The organism is Ensifer aridi, assembly GCF_002078505.1.
GTDB classification, from domain to species: Bacteria; Pseudomonadota; Alphaproteobacteria; order Rhizobiales; family Rhizobiaceae; genus Sinorhizobium; species Sinorhizobium aridi.
Window position 1 is genome coordinate 368,033 of record NZ_LUAV01000038.1, and the last position, 13,590, is coordinate 381,622.

Consider the following 13,590-nt stretch of genomic DNA (forward strand, 5'->3'; position numbering starts at 1 on the left):
TGGACGGGCTCAACCCCTTCCACTCTGGTTTCAGCCCTCCCCTCCCCACAAGGGGGAGGGGCTCGGCGGCCGCGGCCCCGACCACTCCAACTCCACCCTTGAGGCTGGTGCAACAGTGCAAAAGGGAAGTGCGGGCGGACGCGGCACAGGCGCCCCCTCCCCCTTGTGGGAGGGTTGGGGAGGGGTTTATTTAGAAGGCATTCCCGCCGTCCCGCCCGTTGTATGCCCCGCTCCAGTCACCGGCCGGGCCTGCGTGCGATCGCCGATGTGTGGAAATCCACCCACTGCCTGGCGCTTTTGTTTCCGATTCCACCCATCTTTCGCCGCCGGACGCGGGAAATGCAGGAAACGACCTCGGGCGGCAGTTGTCTGTGGTAAAATCCCGTTTGCTAAATGGGTGAAGCCAGAACCGGTGCGGGAGGATCCATGCCGGCTGGTCGACAATTCATCCGGGAGGAAAAGATGAAGATTCTGAACGCGCTTCTGGGCGCCGTCGCCGCCGTTTCCCTTTTTGCCGCCTCGGCCAACGCTCAAGGCTATCCGGAGCGCACGATTACGATGGTGGTGCCCTTCTCGGCCGGCGGTCCGACCGATACGGTCGCCCGTCTCGTGGCCGAGTCCATGTCGAAGGACCTCGGGCAGCAGATCATCGTCGAGAACGTCGGCGGTGCCGGCGGCACGCTCGGCGCCGGTCGCGTCGCTCAGGCGGATCCCGACGGCTACACGCTGCTTCTGCATCATATCGGCATGGCCACCAGCGCGACGCTCTATCGCAAGCTCGCCTATGACACCTTGAATGCCTTCGAATACGTCGGCCTCGTCACGGAAGTGCCGATGACGATCGTGGCGCGCAAGGATTTCGAGCCGACCGACCTCAAGGGCCTGATCGACTACGCCAAGGCGAACAAGGACACGGTGACCGTCGCCAATGCCGGCATCGGCGCGGCATCGCATCTCTGCGGTATGATGTTCATGAGCGCCATCGAAACGCAGCTCACGACCGTGCCCTACAAGGGCACCGGGCCGGCAATGACCGACCTGCTCGGCGGCCAGGTCGATATCATGTGCGATCAGACGACGAACACGACCAAGCAGATTCAAGGCGGCACGATCAAGGCCTATGCCGTGACCTCGCCCAAGCGGCTGAAAATCTTCCCGGACCTGCCGACGGCTGAAGAAGCCGGTCTTCAGGGCTTCCAGGTTGGTATCTGGCACGGCATCTACGCGCCGAAGGGCACGCCGGCCGAAGTCACCGACCGCCTGTCGAAGTCGCTGCAGAAGGCTCTCAAGGACGAGAACGTCGCCGCTCGCTTCGGCGAGCTCGGCACCGAGCCGTCGAGCGAAGCGGACGCCACTCCGGCGGCGCTGAAGGCCAAGCTCGAAAGCGAGATCGCCCGCTGGAAGCCGGTGATCGAGGCCGCCGGCCAATACGCGGATTGATCTGCTCTGGCGACCCACTGCCGTTCTGTTCTCCGCCAGGAGGAGGGAACGGCAGCGGCATCGCGTCCGACCGGCCGCTTCGGGGGCAGCGGCCGGTCGGAAGAAATGATCGAGACCGCAGTTGACAGCCGTCAACTCGCGCAGGACGCTGCGAGCTTAGTCGGACAATAAAAGCGAGGACATTCGCGAAGATCGGTGCGTAGCGGCCGCGTCCGAGCAACAATATGGGGAACAGATGAAAGCCATCTCCTTCGATACAACCAACGCGCTGTGCGGGAGTATCCTGACGGCCGTTGGCCTTTTCTTCGCCTGGCAATCCTTCAACCTCGAGCTCGGCACGGCCTTCCGCATGGGGCCGGGCTATTTCCCGCTGCTGCTTTCGGCGGTGCTGACGCTGCTCGGAATCATCATCCTGGTGCAATCGGCCCGCGTTCACGGCGAGCCGATGGGACCGATCGCGATCCGCGGCATCTTCTTCATCCTGCCGGCGCCGATCTTCTTCGGCCTGACGGTACGCGGGCTCGGCTTCGTTCCCGCGATTTTCTTCACGGCGCTGATCGCGTGTTTCGCCTCGCACCGCATGCGGCCGCTCTGGGCGGTGGCCCTTTCGCTGGCGCTGACCGTCTTCTCGGTCGCCGTCTTCAGCTACGGCCTCGGCCTGCCCTTCGAGCGCTTCGGCCCCTGGGTCCGGTTCTAGGAGGCGGACAATGGATCTCATCAGCAACCTCGCTCTCGGCTTCTCCACCGCCGCTTCGCCGGCTAACCTTCTCTTCTGTCTGATCGGCGTCCTGCTCGGAACGCTGATCGGCGTGCTGCCCGGCATCGGCGCCACGGCAACCATCGCCATGCTCCTGCCGATCACCTTTCAGTTGGAGCCGGTCTCCTCGCTGATCATGCTCGCCGGCATCTACTACGGCGCCCAATATGGCGGTTCGACCACGGCGATCCTCATCAACATGCCGGGCGAATCCTCCTCCGCCGTCACGGCCATCGACGGCTACCAGATGGCCCGAAACGGCCGCGCCGGCACGGCGCTTGCGATCGCGGCGCTCGGTTCCTTCTTCGCCGGCACCGTCTCCACCTTCCTCGTCGCGCTCTTCGCACCGCCTTTGACCGAGATCGCGCTGGAATTCGGAGCGGCCGAATATTTCTCGCTGATGATCGTCGGCCTCGTCTCCTCGGTCGCGCTTGCGCACGGGTCGGTGATCAAGGCGCTCGCCATGGTCGCGCTCGGGCTGCTTCTCGGCCTCGTCGGCACCGACATCTATACCGGCACACCGCGCTTCACCCTCGGCATCCGCGAATATGCCGATGGGCTCAATTTCGTGGCGGTCGCCGTCGGCGTCTTCGGCATTGCCGAAATCCTGCGCAACCTCGAAAGCGAGAAGACTCGCGAGGTGCTGATGGCAAGGGTCACCGACCTGATGCCGACCAAGGAGGACTTCAAGCGCATGTTCGCGCCGGTGATACGCGGCACGGTGATCGGCTCGGCGCTCGGCGTTCTGCCGGGCGGCGGCGCGATCCTCGCCGCCTTCGCCTCCTATACGGTGGAAAAGCGCCTCTCCGACCGGCCGGCGGAGTTCGGCCGCGGCGCGATCGCCGGCGTGGCAGGGCCGGAAAGCGCCAACAACGCCGGCGCGCAGACCTCGTTCATTCCGTTGCTCACCCTCGGCATCCCGGCAAACCCGGTGATGGCGCTGATGATCGGCGCGATGATCATCCAGGGCATCGTGCCCGGCCCGAACGTGGCCGTGGAGCAGCCGGCGCTCTTCTGGGGCATCATCGCTTCCATGTGGATCGGCAACCTGATGCTCGTCGTCCTGAACCTGCCCCTGATCGGGCTCTGGGTGAAGCTCCTGAAGATTCCCTATTTCGTGCTCTTCCCGATCATCATGGCCTTCTGCTCGATCGGGGTCTACAGCGTCAATTCCAACGTCTACGACCTCTATGCCGTCGCCTTCTTCGGCCTCGTCGGCTACCTGCTCCTGAAACTGCGCTGCGAGCCGGCACCGCTGTTGCTCGGCTTCGTTCTCGGGCCGCTGCTCGAGGAGAACCTGAGGCGCGCCATGATCCTCTCGCGCGGCGACCCGACGACCTTCGTCACTCGGCCGATCAGCGCCGTCCTGCTCGCCATCGCCGCCGCGGTCCTCGTCATCGTCTTCCTGCCGGCCGTAAAGGCCAAGCGCGAGGAAGTCTTCGTCGAGGAGGATTGAGAGCGCTCTTCTTGTTGCCCCGCGCCTAGAGCGCCGCGCGTCTGATCAGACGCGCGGCGCTCTAGCACTTTGAATTGCTGCATGTTTTTAAGGAAACATGCAGTAGACGGCGCGGGGCGAGCGACTTTGCCGGCCGCCGGATCAAGACCGGCCGACCTCGCTCCTTCGGCTCGAGACCAGCCTCAGCCACGGCGCCGAGTGGAAGACGGCCATCAGCAAGTACATCGCGGCCATTCCGGTCAGCGGCAGGGGCTCTTGCGCCGAAGAGCAGATCATATCCGCCCCACCGGTGACGGCCGTGAAAAGCACCATGATCGCGAATGTCGGCGCGGCAGCGAGGGATAGCCAGTCGGCCATTCCCCGCGGCGCCGGACCTATACCTGCGGCACCGCGAGATCCGTTGCTGGCGCGCGACGTGCCCGTTGGGTGGCTTGACCGGAACGGCATCGGTCAGCCCTGACCATACCGGTCGTGGTGGCGCCACCAGACACCCGTCTCGTTGCGCCCTTTCGGGGCACGGTCGAGCCATTGGTACACGCCCCACAGGCCGTCCAGTCCGCGCGCATAGCTCGAATAGGTGTGGTAGACGATACCGTCCTCGAGCGTGAATGCGCTCACGCCCGGCCTGTCGCGCGTATATGTGGCGACGTCGGTTCCGGTCATGGCCGCAATCTCGGCGACCGGTCCTTCGTTGCCCCGCCATTCCTGAACGGTCTTGCCTGCGAGCGGCTCGCGTGCCGGCGGCTCGCGGCGATAGTTGTATTCTATGCCGCCCGCGCGCTGCTCATCCTCGGTGAACCAGACGCTGAAATCGTGGTTGAAGTCGCTGCCGAAGGAGGACGCCCAGGGGAAAGTCCATCCCATTCGCTGCTTGAACGCCTCGAGCTTTGCCGGCGGTGCGCGCGACACCGCCGAGAACGCGACATCATGGTTCTCGAGATGAACGACGATGCCGTTGAAGCCATCCGCGATCGAGGAGCAGGAAGGGCATCCGGCCGTATAGTCGGGTCCGAACATGAAGTGATAGACGAGGAGCTGCGAGCGGCCCCGGAAGAGGTCCTTGAGCGAGGCGCTCCCCTCTTCGGTTTCGAAGCGGTACTCCTTGTCGATCCTGACCCAGGGCAAGGCCTGCCGTTGCTCGGCGAGTTCGTCGCTGCGCCGCGTCAGCTCCTTCTCCGCCGCGAGCAGTTCGAGCCGCGCCGTCAGCCAGTCTTCACGTGTTCCAGTCAGATGTGCTGTCATCCTTCTTCTCCTTTGCCTATTTGTTGTCGTAACTTGCCGGTCGTGAGCCAGACTAGAACCGGATATCGGATGGTGAGAGTGACAAGTGTGACGGGATTCCGATGGACTCGATGATCACCGCCGCGGCGCGGGCGCTTGCGGCGGGTGATTCCCTCGGCGCCTTGAAACGGGTCGCGCTGCGTGACGACGCGCCCGCGCTCGCGCTCAGGGGCATAGCGATGGCACAGCTCGGCGACCTCGTTCGGGCGAAGGTTCTCCTCAAAAGTGCTGCCCGCGCCTTCGGACCGAAGGAGGCGGTGGCCCGCGCTCGCTGCGTCGTTGCCGAGGCCGAGATCGCGCTCGTGTCGCGCGATCTCTCCTGGCCCGCAAAGGCGCTCGATACGGCTTGGGCGACGCTCGAGGCGCATGGCGATCGCGTGAATGCCGCCCATGCGGGCAATCTCAAGGTGCGACGCCTGCTCTTGATCGGCCGGCTCGACGAGGCCGAGCGCACGCTTGCCGGCCTCGATCCGGCGCCGCTCCCGCCCGCCTCCACGACTGCCCGCGAACTGGCCATTGCGGGGATAGCCATCCGGCGTCTGAAGACGGAGGCAGCGCGTGCTGCGCTCACGCGGGCCGCGCACTCGGCGCGGCAAGCGAACATTCCCGCGCTGACGGCGGAGGTCGAGGCCGCTTCGCTCGCCTTGAAAACGCCGGCGGCGCGGCTGATTGCGCGCGGTGAGGGACGCTCCCTCTTGCTCGACGAGGTCGAGGCGCTTCTGGCGTCCGGCACGCTCGTCGTGGATGCCTGCCGTCATGCCGTGCGGCAAGGGAACGCAATGGTCTCGCTGTCGACCCGCCCGGTATTGTTTGCGCTTGCCCGGGCGCTCGCGGAGGACTGGCCGGGGGACGTGCCGAGAGGCACGCTCCTTCGGCGCGCCTTCCGGGCAAAGCACGCCGACGAATCGCACCGCGCCCGTTTGCGGGTCGAAATCGGACGGCTGCGCGCGGAGCTCAAGGATCTGGCAGACGTGAGAGCGACGAAGCGCGGTTTCGCGCTTTCGCCGCAGGGTGGCCGCGAGATCGTCGTCCTGGCACCACCGGTCGAAGGGCAGGATGCGTCGGTGCTCGCCTTGCTCGCCGATGGCGAGTCATGGTCGAGCTCGTCGCTCGCGATCGCTCTTGGAACCAGCCCGCGTACCGTGCAGCGGGCGCTGGAACAGCTTGCGGCAGCGGGCAAGGTGCAACCGCTCGGCCATGGCCGCGCGCGGCGCTGGATGACGCCGCTCGTGCCGGGATTCCCGACAATCTTGTTACTTCCCGGTCCCCTGCCGAGTGACTAGAGTGGCATCGAACCGGATGCCGGCTTCGTCGATCGGCGGCGAAAGGGTATCCGCCTCTGAGCACTCCGCACAAGGATGAGAGCATGAGACGATCCAAGGCCGAAATCCTTCGCGAATACGGACCTTTCCCGGGAGCCGATCAGGTGGCAGGCGTCACCTTCGACGGCCGCCGCGTCTGGTTCGCCTCGGGGGACAAGCTGAACGCATTCGATCCGGCGAGCGGAGAAACTCTGCGCTCGATCGACGTGGCCGCGCATGCCGGAACCGCCTTCGATGGCAAGCACCTGTTTCAGATCGCCGAGGATCGCATCCTGAAGATCGATCCGGAGACAGGTCGCGTGCTCGCTACCATTCCGGCGCCGGAAGACGGCAATTCGGGGCTTGCCTGGGCCGAAGGGGCACTCTGGGTTGGGCAGCATCGCGGCCGGAGGATTCATCAGGTCGATCCCGAAACGGGAAAGATCCTCCGCACGATCGAATCCAACCGCATGGTCACCGGAGTCACCTGGATCGACGGCGAACTCTGGCACGCCACCTGGGAAGGCGACGAGAGCGAGGTGCGGCGTGTGGATTCTGACACAGGCGAGGTTCTGGAGAGGCTGGAAATGCCACCCGGAATGGGTGTGTCAGGCCTCGAGTCCGATGGCGGTGACCAGTTCTTCTGCGGCGGTGGCGCAAGCGGAAAGGTGCGAGTCGTCCGCCGACCCCGCCGGTAAGCCCCCGCTACTGCGAGGCCCCGCTTTCGGGCCCATTGCGGACCTTCTTACTGACCTCTAGAAGCACCCACCATGATCAAGATTCGCGCTTCTACGCGCAAAGACGGTGAGCGTGTTATGGACATCTGGCGCCGAGCCGTAGATGCCACGCATGACTTCCTCTCACCAGACGACCGGCGTGATATCGAGAAGGAGGTGTCCGGCTTTTTGCCCGGGGCCCCTCTCTGGGTTGCAGTAGACAGCCAGGACAGGGCGGTTGCTTTCATGCTGCTTGGCGGTAGCCATATGGAGGCGCTGTTTGTTGATCCTGCGCATCGAGGATCCGGTGTGGGGCGTGCCCTTGTCCGACACGCGCTGAGCATCTGTCCGAATCTTACCACCGACGTAAATGAACAAAACGCTCAAGCGGTTGGGTTCTACGCGCGAATGGGGTTTCAGCCGACCGGACGTTCCGAGACTGACGGCCAAGGCCGGTGCTATCCTTTGATCCACCTCCGGTATGTCGGTGAGACTTAGAACTCTGCTTTCGGCCCGGTCCAGCCGTTCCCACCACGCTTCACGAACGGCGCTGTGCGCCTTCATGTCGGCCATTGAGGTGATCTTTGCTGTCGCCCGATAGCAGACGTTGCTGGCGACCACTCTGGACATCGTAGTTGCGCTCCGACACAGATCGCAACCGGGACCGCCTTCGTCGATCGGGACATGCTGTGCGAGCAGAGCGAGAACGTGTTACTCGGGCGGCCCCGCTGCGGCCCGGTTTATCGGCGAACCCATGACCCGGGCAAACCCGAATACACCTATGTCAACGCGTTCACGCTCTTCCATTTTTCGCCCGTCGAGTAGGTCCGCTGCCCGTCTCGATGTGGCACCTCGATCTGCGCATCACTGGAACCCGTCCTGCTCTAGCTGGGTCTCGACGGCGGGCCAATTAGCCTCGGCCTTTGCCAAGAGGTCCGGAAAGCCGTCTTGCCATCGCGGCCAAGTTGCAGGAGAGCCGGCTCGCCCGCGCCTGTCTGTCCCTGCCATGTCCGCCCGAAGGCCAGGCGGGAGATATCCGCCCCACTCAGCCTGTCGCGATCCTCGCCGCGGAAGTCGAAGGGCCATTCGGGAAGCCCGGCGTCGCGCATGGCTTCGAGGACGCGCTCGAGGTCCTGGCCATTGCGAAAATGGGCATAGAGAACGCGCCAAGTCTCGACGGAAGTGACGGGGGCGGTACGGCGGGCTTCCCCCGCCGCGTCGCGGGCTTCGCTCAAACGACCGGCGCGAGCGTAGGCCGCGGCGAGTAAGGCATGAATATCGATGAGGCGCGGCGCCTCGGCGCGCGCGCGCTTCAGCGTTTCAATCGCCCGGGCGTAATCCCCATGCAATAGGAACGCCAGTCCCGCGACCAGCCGTTCGCTCGTCGAGAGGCTGGGGTTGAGCCGCAGCGCGGTCTCGATTGCAGCGACAGCCTCGGCGTGGCGGCCGGCGAAAGTGAGGACGAGGCTCAGCGCCGCATGGGCCTCGGCGTCGCTGGGCCCCAGCGCCACGGCCCGCCCGGCGGAAGCGAGTGCCTCCTCGTATCGGCGATCCACGACTTGCAGAATGGCGAGGATGGCATAGGGCCGTGAGGATTCCGGGTTCAGCTCCAGCGCGCTTCCGGCCTTCTCATACGCCCGTCTCCTAGCCACGGGGCCTGGCAGAACGTTGTCATAGTCGAGGCGCCAGACATAAACCGCGGTGCGCGCATCCGCCGCATGCGCCTCGGCGAAGGAGGGATCGAGCGTGGTCGCTTTCGCGTAGAGCTGCAACGCTTCCCGCAGCAGGCCGGTTCTCTCCGCCTGCTCGCCGCGGAGATAGTAGTCATAGGCTTCGAGGTTCGCGGTCGGCGGCCGCGCCAACTGATCTTGCTCCGACGCCGTCGGCTGCACCCCGAGAGCCTCGACGATATGGCGGACTACTTCGTCCGCCACGGCGAAGACATCCGAGGCGCTGCGGTCGAACTCCTCGGCCACCACATGGTCGCCGGTCGCCGTATCGATGAGCTTAGCATTGACATGAATCCGGTCGCCGCCTCGCCGGACGCTGCCTTCCACCACATAGCGGACACCGAGGTCGCGCGCTATGTCCTGCACGACGACCGGCCGGCCCTTATAGGTGTAGACAGAATTGCGAGCGATGACGACCAGTCCCGACAGTTTAGCGAGGTCGGTGATGAGATCGTCAGTGATCCCGTCGGCGAAGTATTCCTGTTCGGAGTCGCCGCTCAGGTTTGCAAACGGCAGGACGGCGACGGACGGCCGCTCAGGCGGCATAGACATCTGCCAGACCACGAGCATCGCGACGGCGGCGGTCAACACCGCTCCAGCCACTGCCAAGATCAGGAGCCGAGCGCCCGCCTTGCGCGTTGTGCCGACAACTCTTCCCGCTGCCCCAGCATCGAATAGGACGCGATAGACGCGCACCGGATCGGCGATGTTCTTGAGGTGTTGCTCACCGAGATAGGCAAAGCCCACATCGGCCTTGTGAATGGCCTGATCGAAGGCGGTGCCAGAGATCATCACACCGCTGGGATCGGCCATCGTCTGCAATCGGTCGGCAATGATCACGCCCTCGCCGTGGATGTCGTCGCCCTCTACGATCACGTCGCCAAGATTGATGCCGATGCGAAACGCAAGCCGACGGTGGGCCGCAACGCCGACGTCGCGCTCGGACTTCGCGCGCTGGACCTCAACCGCGCAGCGCACCGCATCGACCACGCTGTGGAACTCCACCAGCAGCCCGTCGCCCATGGTCTTGACCAGCCGGCCATGGTGCGCGGCGATTCTCGGCTCGAAGACCTCGCGCAGATCGGCTTGGAAGCGGGCACGCGTGCCTTCCTCGTCGGCTTGGCTCAGGCGGCCATAGCCCACGACGTCCGCGATTAGCACGGCGGCGAGCCGACGCTCCATACCTAGTCCTTCGTGAGAGCGACCACACGGCTAACCACGCAAGGTTACGCCGAGCCATTGGCAAACGCGAGTGCGCCGAAGATGGAGCTGAAAGATTGACGCGGTTTGTAGGTTGATCCTAGCGGACGTAGTGGTCAGCGCTGCCTTTTCGATCTCTGTGTGAGAAGGTCGGCTTAGGGTCCAGTCAGTCAGGGACCTCGGACCTACCGGATCGAATGTCCGCTATCGCTTTTTTGGACGCCAGAAACTGCCTGTCGGCTGTCGGCTCCGAACGCGACGTTAGCGTATTCGATTGGCAATAACCGCTCCTGGCGCTTGCCGGCCTTCGGCACTGTTGCTCCGAAATTCCGCTCACCAACCCTTCCGCCGCGGTAGTGAACGTGAGTGAAGAACCGACCCATTCCGGTCGTGGCGATCTACGAGGGCCTAGGGCGGCCTATGCCCACTAGAAGACGATTTTGCTGACAACTGATGGCGAGGGCACCAAATGATTGCGATGTTCGCTCTGAAAATAGCTCAGCGGCCCGACGCCCCGACGTGTGATGCGGATCGACTTCCAGCAGCGCGGCCCGCGCTCCGTAGGGAGGGCCTGGGGCGCTCGTACTCAGCAGCGCTTTTCGACCCACTAAACCTGTTCCTGGGCGGCGAACCAAGCGGAGATCGTGGGCATATTGCGCTCGAATCCACCGGGTATGAAAAGATTGAGCAGCCTGGCGGTCGTTTCTCCGGTATTTCGGAAATCGTGGACGACACCGGCCGGTATTCGCAGGAAAGTCCCCGGCATGCAGCGCCGCCAGCAGGTGCCTACGAGGATTTCGGGCACACCCTCGAGCACATAGAACACCTCGTCATTTGCGACATGGCTGTGCCAGCCGACACCGCTCAGGCCAGGCTTGAGTATCCACTCTGACACCGAATAGGCCGCCTCCGTCTCGGCTTCGTCGGCCTTGAACACGCCGGTGAGCAGGCCGAGCCCGTAGCGCCGCCCTTCTCCCGGCTGCAAAAGGATGATGTCGCGACGGCGGTGCGACAGACTGTCCTCGCCTGCGCTGTTCTCCAAGGGAGCCATGCCGGCTCTTTCAGTTCGAGTTCCGTCCGCCCGGCTCATGCCCCGGTCTCCTCGTTCCAGCGGCGCTGCATCTCTTCCGGCGCCACATCCTCGATCTTCTGCGAGAGCATCCACCGATGGCCGAAAGGATCGACGACCATGGCGACGCGCTCGCCATAGGCTTGATCTGCAGCGGCGCGCAGAACGACGGCCCCCGCGTCGACGGCGCGGGCAAGATCGGCATCGACCGACAGAGTTGCGAGGTGGAAGGTCACGGGAGAGCCACCGATCGTGTCTGGGCTCAGTGCACCGAAGTCGGGATACTCGTCGGCAATCATGACGGTGCTTTCGCCGATCTTGAGTTCCGCGTGGCCGATCCGCCCGTCGCGCGGGTCGGTCATCCGGAAGAGCTCCTCGGCACTAAAGGCGCGACCGTAGAAATCAATCGCTGCGCGAGCATTCTTGACGATGAAATAGGGGGTCAGGGACGAAATCGAGGTGGACATGCGCGGCCCCTTGTCGCTGGCGTATAGTTACGTTACGTTACGTTTTATAATTAAATGAGTCAACAGCACATGAGTCCACCGAAACGGCGCGGAAGACCGCCAAACCAATTGGCGCAGGCGAGAATCCTGAAAGCGGCGCACGACATCCTGACGGAGGACGGGTTTGGCCGTCTGACCGTCGAGGCCGTTGCCGCGAGGTCCGGTGTGGGCAAGCCAACGATCTACAGGCATTGGGCGAACGCCTCCGAACTCGCCATGGCCGCCTTGATGTCCGGAGATCCGGGCATCTTCGCAGGAGGCGGGACAAGTCTGCGATCGGCGCTCGCGGGGCAGATGCGATCGCTGATCCAGGCCTTTGCGACGACCAGAGGGCGCCAAATCGCCATGACGCTCGCGGCCGCCGACCCCGAAAGCGAATTCACCAAAGCCTTCCGCAACCAGGTCATCCTCTCGAGCCGCGAGGCCGGTCGCGCCTTGTTGCTAGAGGCTGCCGCGCGGGGAGAGATTACGTTGCAGCACGACCTGGAGGTGCTGCTCGATATGATTTACGGACCCGTCTTCTACCGGCTGCTTGTCGGGCATCGCTCACTCGACACGGGCTTCGCCGACGGTATCGTCGCCATTGCCTTGGAAGCAGTGGCGGCCCGCGCAGATAGGTAGAAAACGAGAGCGGAACCAAACCCGCTCGCAGAACCGAGATTACCGGCCCGTTGCGGCCATTACCGACTAAAAGACGACCGACGTCTTCCTATACAGCTCGTTGCGAACCGCGCACCGCAGGTACTGAGCGTCAATTGAAGGTATGTAGCTTGATTTTCAGGCTGCCGTCAGACTGTCGCTCGAAAACATGTGTGGCAACTCCGCCCCAAGGCTGGTCTTTGCCCTGAGCATCTTTGCCCTTTGCCGACCATTTTGCTGCGCCGTAGATCAATTTCTGGTCGCCATCCACCCTGATCACTTCCAATTTGTGATCAGTCGCGCCCATGCCGAATATGCCGCTGAAAAACTTTTCAACGCCAGCAGGTCCTTCGATCACGTCATGACTGGGGGGAAGAAGGAGCGCATCCTCGGTATAGAAGGTGGCCACCGCCTTAGAATCCTTTTTTCCGAAGGCCTCGTCCCAAGCTGTGTAGGCAGCCTTGACATCCTCTTCTAGCGGACCGGCCCGCACCTCCATCAAGGTCATAGGGCTCGAGCAGACTGCAAGCGCAATTAGCCAACCAATGCGTGTCCTGGACATAACTTCCCTCCTTTTTTTACTGTTATTTATCCTCCTGCAACTTCGCACTATACCACCGCTTCGCCTATAATGGCGCTCTCTGCGGCGGGTCCAGGACAAGGTCAACTTCCGCACACCACCCGGGTCCGCCGTTCAGTTCGCCGCGGCGGCATCCGAACGTTGCCGCCCGTTATCACTGCCGTCGCTGCCCACCTCATCGGGGCAGCCGGGGTCGATTGCCGGGTTCCAAACTCATGAGCGTCATCCTCTCCTGAGCCTCCGGGAAGCCTCGCACTTGCCGATGCGAATGCCTGATTTCGATCGATCCGGACCGCGAGCGGGAAGAGCGCTTTCGGCCCGACGAATGCCTAAACACTGGCGAGCGACCGTCTGCCCAAGTAGCCCTGTGATACGTCAAGCTGTGTCTCAGTACGTGGAACGTGCGGGCAATGTCGTCGAGCTCAGCGGCTCGTAGTAGAGCGACCGTCGAACGCAATTCTTCGATAAGGCTTCGCCCCGTTCGTGTTTTAACGGTCGAGACCCCAGACGTCCGGATTTCGTGCGAAGTACTCGATCAACATTTCGATGAGGACCCGGAAACGTGACGGTCGTCACCGATGCGTCAGGCGCCGTTTCGGTCGAGGCCCATGAGGTCGCGATCCAGCGCATGATCGCGGCCGGCGCGAACATGATGACCTGGCTGGCGGTGGCTTCGGAATGGCAGCGCGACTGGGCCTGCACAGAGCATGCCGCCGAGCTTGCGCAGGTACTTGTGCAGCATGCCGCTGGTAGCGGTATTGCCTTCCTCTGGGAGCAGCAGCTCCTCAACACGCCTGTGCGGAGCGAAGGCTGATCCGGGCCGGGATGGCGAGTATTCGGTGAGCGTCGGGATCGATCCGTTTGCCGGCCCTCGCCATCTTCGCCCTTCTGGTTTCGACCCAGGCTGTGTGAAAA

The 13,590-nt window shown here is 63.7% G+C and carries 13 protein-coding genes and 1 pseudogene; 8 read left to right on the forward strand and 6 right to left on the reverse strand.

Features of this window, described 5'->3' with window-relative positions:
- Positions 1 to 462 precede the first annotated feature (462 nt).
- The 3 genes from AYK65_RS30440 to AYK65_RS30450 all read left to right on the forward strand — a co-directional run bounded on the left by AYK65_RS30440 (position 463) and on the right by AYK65_RS30450 (position 3,653).
- Positions 463 to 1,440 carry a tripartite tricarboxylate transporter substrate-binding protein gene (locus AYK65_RS30440; protein ID WP_026614757.1) on the forward strand — a complete coding sequence of 326 codons (978 nt, stop codon included), beginning with the start codon at positions 463 to 465 and terminating at the stop codon, positions 1,438 to 1,440.
- A 235-nt stretch (positions 1,441 to 1,675) separates the two neighbouring features.
- Positions 1,676 to 2,137, forward strand: a complete 462-nt coding sequence (locus AYK65_RS30445) for a tripartite tricarboxylate transporter TctB family protein (RefSeq protein WP_081163078.1) — start codon at positions 1,676 to 1,678, stop codon at positions 2,135 to 2,137.
- A 10-nt stretch (positions 2,138 to 2,147) separates the two neighbouring features.
- Positions 2,148 to 3,653 (forward strand): tripartite tricarboxylate transporter permease, encoded by a 1,506-nt coding sequence (locus AYK65_RS30450; RefSeq protein ID WP_026614759.1) that lies wholly within the window; start codon positions 2,148 to 2,150, stop codon positions 3,651 to 3,653.
- Positions 3,654 to 3,794: 141 nt separating this feature from the next.
- On the opposite strand, the gene AYK65_RS30455 is transcribed toward AYK65_RS30450, so the two are convergent.
- Both AYK65_RS30455 and AYK65_RS30460 read right to left on the reverse strand, forming a co-directional pair.
- A complete protein-coding gene (locus AYK65_RS30455; protein ID WP_139015687.1) occupies positions 3,795 to 4,010 on the reverse strand; it encodes a hypothetical protein in 216 nt (71 codons plus the stop codon).
- Between the two features lie 93 nt (positions 4,011 to 4,103).
- On the reverse strand, positions 4,104 to 4,895 hold the full coding sequence (locus AYK65_RS30460) for a DUF899 domain-containing protein (protein ID WP_081163080.1): 792 nt from the start codon (positions 4,893 to 4,895) through the stop codon (positions 4,104 to 4,106).
- A 101-nt stretch (positions 4,896 to 4,996) separates the two neighbouring features.
- On the opposite strand from AYK65_RS30460, the gene AYK65_RS30465 reads away from it, so the two are divergent.
- The 3 genes from AYK65_RS30465 to AYK65_RS30475 all read left to right on the forward strand — a co-directional run bounded on the left by AYK65_RS30465 (position 4,997) and on the right by AYK65_RS30475 (position 7,449).
- The gene (locus AYK65_RS30465) at positions 4,997 to 6,217 is read left to right on the forward strand and encodes a hypothetical protein (protein ID WP_026614762.1); all 1,221 of its coding nucleotides are present in this window, start codon (positions 4,997 to 4,999) and stop codon (positions 6,215 to 6,217) included.
- A gap of 83 nt (positions 6,218 to 6,300) precedes the next feature.
- Positions 6,301 to 6,933: a Vgb family protein gene (locus AYK65_RS30470; RefSeq protein WP_026614763.1), complete on the forward strand. Its 633-nt coding sequence runs from the start codon at positions 6,301 to 6,303 to the stop codon at positions 6,931 to 6,933.
- A gap of 72 nt (positions 6,934 to 7,005) precedes the next feature.
- Complete coding sequence (locus AYK65_RS30475) at positions 7,006 to 7,449, forward strand: acetyltransferase (protein ID WP_081163082.1); 444 nt, start codon at positions 7,006 to 7,008, stop codon at positions 7,447 to 7,449.
- 386 nt (positions 7,450 to 7,835) lie between these two features.
- Here AYK65_RS30475 and AYK65_RS30480 read toward each other — a convergent pair whose 3' ends face one another.
- The 3 genes from AYK65_RS30480 to AYK65_RS30490 form a co-directional block, all read right to left on the reverse strand.
- Entirely contained in the window at positions 7,836 to 9,863 is a 2,028-nt protein-coding gene (locus tag AYK65_RS30480; protein WP_081163084.1) for an adenylate/guanylate cyclase domain-containing protein, read from the reverse strand.
- A 625-nt stretch (positions 9,864 to 10,488) separates the two neighbouring features.
- Positions 10,489 to 10,971: a cupin domain-containing protein gene (locus AYK65_RS30485; RefSeq protein WP_244560154.1), complete on the reverse strand. Its 483-nt coding sequence runs from the start codon at positions 10,969 to 10,971 to the stop codon at positions 10,489 to 10,491.
- Entirely contained in the window at positions 10,968 to 11,417 is a 450-nt protein-coding gene (locus tag AYK65_RS30490; RefSeq protein WP_081163088.1) for a VOC family protein, read from the reverse strand. Before AYK65_RS30490 ends, AYK65_RS30485 begins: the two co-directional genes overlap by 4 nt.
- A gap of 54 nt (positions 11,418 to 11,471) precedes the next feature.
- Between AYK65_RS30490 and AYK65_RS30495 the strand changes: the two genes are divergently transcribed.
- On the forward strand, positions 11,472 to 12,077 hold the full coding sequence (locus AYK65_RS30495; RefSeq protein WP_139793394.1) for a TetR/AcrR family transcriptional regulator: 606 nt from the start codon (positions 11,472 to 11,474) through the stop codon (positions 12,075 to 12,077).
- A 130-nt stretch (positions 12,078 to 12,207) separates the two neighbouring features.
- On the opposite strand, the gene AYK65_RS30500 is transcribed toward AYK65_RS30495, so the two are convergent.
- The gene (locus tag AYK65_RS30500) at positions 12,208 to 12,594 is read right to left on the reverse strand and encodes a DUF4440 domain-containing protein (protein ID WP_085028419.1); all 387 of its coding nucleotides are present in this window, start codon (positions 12,592 to 12,594) and stop codon (positions 12,208 to 12,210) included.
- Between the two features lie 640 nt (positions 12,595 to 13,234).
- Between AYK65_RS30500 and AYK65_RS30505 the strand changes: the two are divergent.
- Positions 13,235 to 13,489 (forward strand): annotated as a pseudogene (locus tag AYK65_RS30505) (hydrolase); the annotation flags it as partial.
- Between the last annotated feature and the right edge of the window lie 101 nt (positions 13,490 to 13,590).